This is a genomic window from Stenotrophomonas sp. DDT-1 (assembly GCF_001580555.1).
In the GTDB taxonomy this organism is placed as follows: Bacteria; Pseudomonadota; Gammaproteobacteria; order Xanthomonadales; family Xanthomonadaceae; genus Stenotrophomonas; species Stenotrophomonas sepilia.
This window is the reverse complement of sequence record NZ_LEKR01000015.1, coordinates 80,896-87,475: the sequence shown is the minus strand read 5'-3', so window position 1 is coordinate 87,475 and position 6,580 is coordinate 80,896. Positions and strand designations below refer to the sequence as shown.

The 6,580-nt window shown below is 67.7% G+C and carries 8 protein-coding genes; 4 read left to right on the top strand and 4 right to left on the bottom strand.

What is annotated here, in order from left to right; genetic code table 11:
• On the top strand, positions 1-96 hold a 96-nt coding region (locus AB839_RS21135), incomplete at its 5' end, for an IS3 family transposase (protein WP_156476642.1).
• 116 nt (positions 97-212) lie between these two features.
• Here the strand turns inward: AB839_RS21135 and murU are convergent.
• The 4 genes from murU to AB839_RS10000 all read right to left on the bottom strand — a co-directional run bounded on the left by murU (position 213) and on the right by AB839_RS10000 (position 3,842).
• Positions 213-923 (bottom strand): N-acetylmuramate alpha-1-phosphate uridylyltransferase MurU, encoded by a 711-nt coding sequence (gene murU, locus AB839_RS10015; RefSeq protein ID WP_061479238.1) that lies wholly within the window; start codon positions 921-923, stop codon positions 213-215.
• On the bottom strand, positions 920-1,945 hold the full coding sequence (locus AB839_RS10010) for a phosphotransferase (RefSeq protein ID WP_061479237.1): 1,026 nt from the start codon (positions 1,943-1,945) through the stop codon (positions 920-922). The genes murU and AB839_RS10010 overlap by 4 nt, the downstream gene beginning before the upstream one ends.
• 64 nt (positions 1,946-2,009) lie before the next feature.
• Positions 2,010-2,279, bottom strand: coding sequence for a GlsB/YeaQ/YmgE family stress response membrane protein (locus AB839_RS10005; RefSeq protein WP_061479236.1), 270 nt, complete (start codon positions 2,277-2,279; stop codon positions 2,010-2,012).
• 69 nt (positions 2,280-2,348) lie between these two features.
• Positions 2,349-3,842, bottom strand: a complete 1,494-nt coding sequence (locus AB839_RS10000; protein ID WP_061479235.1) for a M20 family metallopeptidase — start codon at positions 3,840-3,842, stop codon at positions 2,349-2,351.
• 199 nt (positions 3,843-4,041) lie between these two features.
• Between AB839_RS10000 and AB839_RS09995 the strand changes: the two genes are divergently transcribed.
• The 3 genes from AB839_RS09995 to AB839_RS09985 all read left to right on the top strand — a co-directional run bounded on the left by AB839_RS09995 (position 4,042) and on the right by AB839_RS09985 (position 6,549).
• The gene (locus AB839_RS09995) at positions 4,042-4,368 is read left to right on the top strand and encodes a helix-hairpin-helix domain-containing protein (RefSeq protein ID WP_032953992.1); all 327 of its coding nucleotides are present in this window, start codon (positions 4,042-4,044) and stop codon (positions 4,366-4,368) included.
• Positions 4,369-4,720: 352 nt separating this feature from the next.
• A complete protein-coding gene (locus tag AB839_RS09990; RefSeq protein WP_061479234.1) occupies positions 4,721-5,806 on the top strand; it encodes a L,D-transpeptidase in 1,086 nt (361 codons plus the stop codon).
• A gap of 17 nt (positions 5,807-5,823) precedes the next feature.
• Complete coding sequence (locus AB839_RS09985; protein ID WP_061479233.1) at positions 5,824-6,549, top strand: murein L,D-transpeptidase catalytic domain family protein; 726 nt, start codon at positions 5,824-5,826, stop codon at positions 6,547-6,549.
• Positions 6,550-6,580 lie beyond the last annotated feature (31 nt).

Sequence of the window (6,580 nt, the reverse complement as noted above, 5' to 3'; positions counted from 1 at the left end):
GAGTACATCAAGTACTACAACCAAGAGCGAATCAGATTGAAATTGAAGGGGCTAAGCCCGGTAAAGTACCGGGAGCAGGCCCAAGCAGCCGCCTGACCCCACCGTCCAAGTCTCGGGGGTCACTTCAGGGACGGGTTCACGGCGTCCCCCGCGGGCCCACCCCGCCCGGCCAAGCAAGGCTTCTGCTCTCAAAACGTCCAGCCACGAGGGGCTCAGCCGTTCGCCGCCAGCTCCACATCCAGCGCGCGCAGGCGATCCACGGTCCCGACATCGGTCCAACGCCCCCGATGGTGCTGCCCCGTCATCAACCCCTGCGCCATGAAATGCTTCTGCAGCGGCACCACCGAGAACCTCGGCGGCAGCCGCTCGCTGCCCGGCGCATCGCCGATCACCACGCGCCAGTCGGCCACGATCGAGGGGCGGTACACGCCGATGCCGGCATAGGTCAGGCATGGCCCTGCGCGGTCGTGGTGCAGCAGGCCCTGTGCATCCAGCCGATAGTCACCGTTCGGGTGCTGAACCGGATTGTCGACCAGCACCAGGTGTGCCTGGCCCTGCGGCTCGCGCGGCAGCGTGGCGAAATCGAAATCGGTCCAGATATCGCCGTTCACCACCAGGAACGGGGCATCGCCCAGCACCGGCAGTGCATTGAGGATGCCGCCGCCGGTTTCCAGTGGGCTCTGCCCTTCGTAAAGGAAATGCAGGCGCAGGCCCCACTGGCTGCCATCACCCAGCGTCGCCGGGAACTGCTCGGCCAGCCACGCGGTGTTGACCACCACCTCGCGTACGCCGAGCGCCGCCAGGCGCTCCAGGTGCCAGACGATCAGTGGCTTACCGGCCACTTCCAGCAGCGGCTTGGGTGTGTGCAGGGTCAGCGGGCGCATGCGCTCGCCGAGCCCGGCGGCAAAGACCAGCGCCTTCATCGGGCCACGCGCATCGGTGCGCCCAGGTCGGCCAGCGCCGGCTTGATGCGGTTTTCCAGCAGCTGCTGCAGGGGGGCCAGCTCGCGATAGCGTGGCAGCACTTCATCCAGATAGCCGATGAAGCGCGGTGCGTCGTCCAGGTAATGGCCCTTGTTGTCGCGGTAGCGCAAGCGGCAGAACAGGCCGAGGATCTTTACGTGGCGCTGGATGCCCATCCAGTCGGCATCGCGCAGGAAGGTGGCGCGGTCGGGCACCGGCAGGCCGGCGTCGCGCGCGCGTTCGTGGTACTGCGCCAGCCACTCGTCAACGCGCTGCAGCGGCCAGCTCAGGAAGGCGTCCTTGAACAGGCTCACCGCGTCGTAGGCGATCGGGCCACGCACCAGGTCCTGGAAATCCAGCACCGCGGGGCCGTCGTCGACCGGCATCAGGTTGCGCGGCATGTAATCGCGGTGGGTCATCAGCTGGGCCTGGCCCAGCGCGTTGTCCATCAACCGGCGATGCACCAGCTGCAGCCCCTCGAGCTGACCGCAGTCCAGTTCCAGGTTCAGGTGACGCTGCAGGAACCATTCGTCGAACAGGCCGGCATCGCGCTGCAGCAGCGCTTCGCCAAACTGGCCGAAGTCGGCCGGTACCGGAATCGCCTGCAGGCGCAGCAGCTGTTCGATCGAGCGGCCGAACCATTCATCGGCGTTGCGCTCGTCGAGGATCCTGGCCAGGGTCGGGCCGCCGAGATCTTCCAGCAGCAGGAAGCCGGCCTCCAGGTCCTGCGCCAGCAATGCAGGCACGCGCAGGCCGTGGTCGTGCAGCAGGCCGCGCATGCGCAGCCACGGCCGCGGATCTTCCAGCCCCGGTGGGGCGTCCATCACGATGTGGCTGCCACGGGTGCTGGTGGTGCGCCAGTAGCTGCGCATGCCGGCATCGACCGAAGCGCGCTCGACCACCGCGCTGGCATCGTCGAGCTGGGTACGGGCCCACTGCAGGCGCCGCGCGCTGCGCTGGGGATCGGAGGCGGGTTCGGTCATGCGGGCATATCCGGGGGCGCTGGGCGCGCCAACGTCGGGAACAGGAGGGGAAGGAGGGACGGGGTCAGCGGCGGCCGCTGAACAGGCGCAGGACGGCCAGCACGGCCACCGCGCCCACTACCGCACCGAGGAAACCGGCCGGTTCGCCGGGGGCGTACCAGCCCATGTACTGGCCGAACCAACCGGCCAGCAGTGCACCGAGGATGCCCAGCACGATGGTCAGCAGGCAGCCCATGCGGTTGTTGCCGGGCATGAAGAAACGCCCGAGCAGGCCGACCAAGAAGCCGACCAGCAGGATGTACAACCAGCTGCTGCTGCCGAACAGACCATTCATGCGCGCGGATTCCGCTTGAGTGTGGACGCAGCCTAGCAAGGCCAGGCTGCGTCCGTCACCGGTGCCGGATCAGCAGCAGCCGTGGTCGCCGTGGCGGGTGCCGCTGTCGGCAGCCACCGGCGAACCGCTGGTCTCACCACGCAGGCTGGCGGCGTAGTGCTCGCTGATCACCTTGGACACGCAGGCGGTGACCTTCTTGCCCATCGGGATGTGCAGGAACTCATTCGGGCCGTGCGCATTGGAGTGCGGGCCGAGCACGCCGGTGATCATGAACTGCGCACCCGGGAACTTCTCACCGAGCATGCCCATGAACGGGATCGAGCCGCCTTCGCCCATGTACATCGCCGGCTTGCCGAAGAAGGCCTGGCTGGCATCGTCGATGGCCTGGGTCAGCCACGGCGCCATGGCCGGGGCGTTCCAGCCGGTGGAGGCTTTTTCCAGGTCCAGGGTGACCTGCGCGCCGTTCGGCGGGTCGCGCAGCAGCGCTTCCTTCAGCAGCTCGCCGCAGGTCTTGCCATCGGCGGTCGGCGGCAGGCGCAGCGACAGCTTCACCGAGGTCTGCGGGCGCAGCACGTTGCCGGCCGATTCCAGCGGCGGCATGCCGCCCACGCCGGTGACCGACAGCGCCGGGCGCCAGGTGCGGTTGAGCACCAGCTCGGTCAGGTCCTCGTTCATCGGACGCAGGCCGTCGACCATGGGGAACTTCTCGAAGATCTCGGTATCCACCACTTCGGCCGCGCGCCTGGCCTGTTCCAGGCGTTCGGCCGGGATTTCCACGTTCATGCCGTCGATCAGGATACGGCCGGTGTCCTGGTCCTCGATGCGCGACAGCAGCTGGCGCAGCAGGCGGAAGCTGGACGGCACCACGCCGGAGGCATCGCCGGAGTGCACGCCTTCGTTGAGCACCTTCACAGTGAAGTTGCCGCCGGTCAGGCCGCGCAGCGAGGTGGTGCACCACAGCTGGTCGTAGTTGGCGCAGCCCGAATCCAGGCAGACCACCAGCGAGGGCTTGCCGATGCGCTCGGCCAGGTGGTCGACGTAGGCCGGCAGGTCGTAGCTGCCGGACTCTTCGCAGGCCTCGATCAGCACCACGCAGCGGGCGTGCGGCAGGCCCTGGGCCTGCAGCGCCAGCACGGCGGCCAGCGAGCCGAAGATGGCGTAGCCGTCGTCCGCACCGCCGCGGCCATACAGCTTGTCGCCGCGAAGGACCGGCGTCCACGGGCCGAGATCGTCATCCCAGCCAGTCATTTCCGGCTGCTTGTCCAGATGGCCGTAGAGCAGGATGGTGTCGTCGCCGGTTTCGGCGCCGGTCGCGGGAATTTCCAGGAAGATCAGTGGCGTACGGCCTTCCAGGCGCACCACTTCAACCTTCAGGCCGGGCAGCTGCTGGGCCCTGGCCCAGTTCTCCATCAGGGTGACCGCCTGTTCCATATAGCCGTTCTGCACCCAATTGGCGTCGAACATCGGCGACTTGTTGGGAATGCGGATGTAGTCGACCAACTGCGGGACGATTTCGCTGTCCCACTTGTCATTGACGAATTGGCCGAGCTTGGCGCTGTCCATCTGAAACTCCGGTTGCATGGGCTGATCCGGCCATTCTACGCCTGTGCCACGGGTAGGGTTTTTCCTACATCACGTCGGGTATTTGGCTGGCTTACGGAAATCCGGGAAACCGATAGGCTGTGCACATGTGGTGACGGACACTGTTCCTGCCGACGGGATTGCCGGTCGGGGCGGCCAGAATCACAGGGAGATACACGTCGTGCCTTGGAGTGTCGTGTTGAGGGCACTGGTGCTGGTAGTGGGGATCGCTGGGGCGCATGCCGCCGAACCGATCGACATCAACCGCGCCGATGCCCAGGCGCTGCAGCAGGGATTGACGATGGTCGGGGCCGCCAAGGCCGAGGCGATCGTCGAGCACCGGCGCAGACACGGCCCGTTTCATCGCGTCGAGGACCTGGCGCAGGTGAAGGGGATAGGGAAAGCGATCGTCGAACGGAATCGACAGCGGATCACCGTAGGCAACAGGTTGTTGCCGGCGGATCCGGTACCCGGATCGGTACCGGTGCGGACCGTACCCAGGCGCTGACAGCAGGAATCGTCGGAACCGGCAGGAGGCTGGTTCAGCGGTCGCGGACAGGAAGGCCGTGACCACCGACCGCCGCAGGACGCGGCACCAATCACCAGGATGGTGGCATCACAGACCTGTGGAAGGGGCTGAGATACAAACAGGACAGACGCGGCCGCGTGCAGGATGCAACGCTACCCCCACAGCGCAGGATGCGAGGGGGCGGCAGCAGGCCGACAAGGACGTAACGATTGCCCGGTACGACACATGGCTGTGTCGCCGGGCAGTTTCATTTCTGGCGCCTGGTTTTGCCGCGGCCACCACGGGCCGATGGTGTACGGTGGCCGCTCTGCATGGAAAGGACCCGCGCTGGATGCTTCCGCACCGCCCCACGACCCTGATGCTCGCCCTTGCACTGGCCCTGCCGCTGCTGGCCCATGCCGCTGCGACGACACCGGCTGCCAAGCCCGCAGCTGCCACCGCCGGCACCGCCGAGGTGCGCGGGCCGACCGACCTGAAGCCGGGCGAATACCTGTGGCATCCGGAAATCTCGCCGACCGGCCCGATCGTGCTGGTGGTCAGCCTCGATGAGCAGCGTGCCTACGTCTACCGCAACGGTATTGCCATCGGCCTGACCACGATCAGCTCGGGCAAGGCCGGGCACGAGACACCGACCGGCGTGTTCACCATCCTGCAGAAGGACAAGGACCACAGGTCCAACCTCTACAACAGCGCGCCGATGCCGTACATGCAGCGGCTGACCTGGGATGGCATCGCCCTGCATGGCGGCAGCCTGCCCGGGCATCCGGCCTCGCACGGCTGCGTGCGCCTGCCGCAGGCCTTCGCGCAGAAGCTGTTCAGCGAAACCCAGCGTGGCGATACCGTCGTGGTGGCCGATGCCAAGAGCTCGCCGATGACCCTGGCCTATCCGTCAGTGCTGGCGCCGGTCAATGCACGCGGCCAGGCCCTGCCGGAGACGGAGGGTGGGGCGTCGGCACAGGCCTGGTGGAACGACAGCGCGGCGCCGGCCGGGCAGGTCGGCATCCTGGTCAGCCTGCACGACCAGCGCCTGTACGTGCTGCGCGACGGCGTGATGATCGGCGAGTCGCCGCTGAAGGCCGACGCGCTGCCGGCCTTCCAGGGCACCACCCTGTTCGTGATGGGGCAGGGTTACAGTGACACGCCCAGCCCGCTGGACGCGAACCAGCGCCTGCACCAGTGGACGGCCTACCCGTTGCTGGGCCAGGACCGCGCCCAGGCCACGCCGGACCTGCTGGCCACGCCCTCGCTGCCGATGGCGCTGCCGGCCGAGTTCGCCCGCCAGCTGTACCGGGTGCTGGTGCCAGGCACGACCCTGCTGGTGACCTCGCTGCCGGCGGTCCGCCCAAGCCCGGCTGAATCCGGAATGCAGCCGGTCTTGGAATCCGAGCCGCCAGGGTCCACCCTCAAGGGCAACTGAGTCCCTTCGTTGTGCCCATGACTGCATCCCGCCTGTGCCGGCTGGCCGCGTTCGGCCTGCTGGCGACCTCGGCCAGCGCCCCGGCGCTGGCACAGACGCCCGCCCTCGCCACCAGTGCCGAAGATCTGGCTGCCTTGCTGTCGCGCAGTGCGCCCAAGGCCGACCGCCACGTGTTGCAGCTGGCGGCGCACGCCATGCGCTGTGCGTTGCAGCGGCCGGAGCTTGGCATCAACGGTGACCGACTGAGCGTTATCGATTACTCGCGACCGTCCACCGAGCCGCGCCTGTGGGTGTTCGACCTGGCCCACCAGCGCCTGCTGTTCGAGGAATGGGTGGCGCATGGCCGCAACAGCGGCGAGAACCGCACCGAGCACTTCTCCAACCGCGATGGCAGTTTCATGTCCAGCCTCGGCGCGTTCACCGCGCAGGAGACCTACATGGGCGGCAACGGGTATTCGCTGCGCCTGGCCGGGCTGGAACCGGGCTTCAATGACCGCGCGCGCGAACGCGCGATCGTCATCCACGGCGCGCCATATGTGAACCCGGCCACCGCGCAGCTGCAGGGGCGGCTGGGCCGCAGCCTGGGTTGTCCGGCGGTGCGCCTGTCGGTGGCCAAGCCACTGATCGATGCGTTGCGTGGCGGCACGATGGTGTTCGCCTATTACCCCGACCAGGACTGGTTGAAACACTCGCAGCTGCTGGCCGGCGGGTGCGGCGGCCAGGGCACGCTGGCCACGCGGTGATGCACGACGGCGCGCGGCATGATGCAATGCG

Bases quoted from the DNA above. Each gene is read 5' to 3' on its own strand.
- AB839_RS10000 (WP_061479235.1), bottom strand. From the start codon at position 3,842: ATGGACAGCGCCAAGCTCGGCCAATTCGTCAATGACAAGTGGGACAGC.
- AB839_RS09985 (WP_061479233.1), top strand. From the start codon at position 5,824: ATGACTGCATCCCGCCTGTGCCGGCTGGCCGCGTTCGGCCTGCTGGCG.
- AB839_RS10005 (WP_061479236.1), bottom strand. From the start codon at position 2,279: ATGAATGGTCTGTTCGGCAGCAGCAGCTGGTTGTACATCCTGCTGGTC.
- AB839_RS10010 (WP_061479237.1), bottom strand. From the start codon at position 1,945: ATGACCGAACCCGCCTCCGATCCCCAGCGCAGCGCGCGGCGCCTGCAG.
- murU (WP_061479238.1), bottom strand. From the start codon at position 923: ATGAAGGCGCTGGTCTTTGCCGCCGGGCTCGGCGAGCGCATGCGCCCG.
- AB839_RS09990 (WP_061479234.1), top strand. From the start codon at position 4,721: ATGCTTCCGCACCGCCCCACGACCCTGATGCTCGCCCTTGCACTGGCC.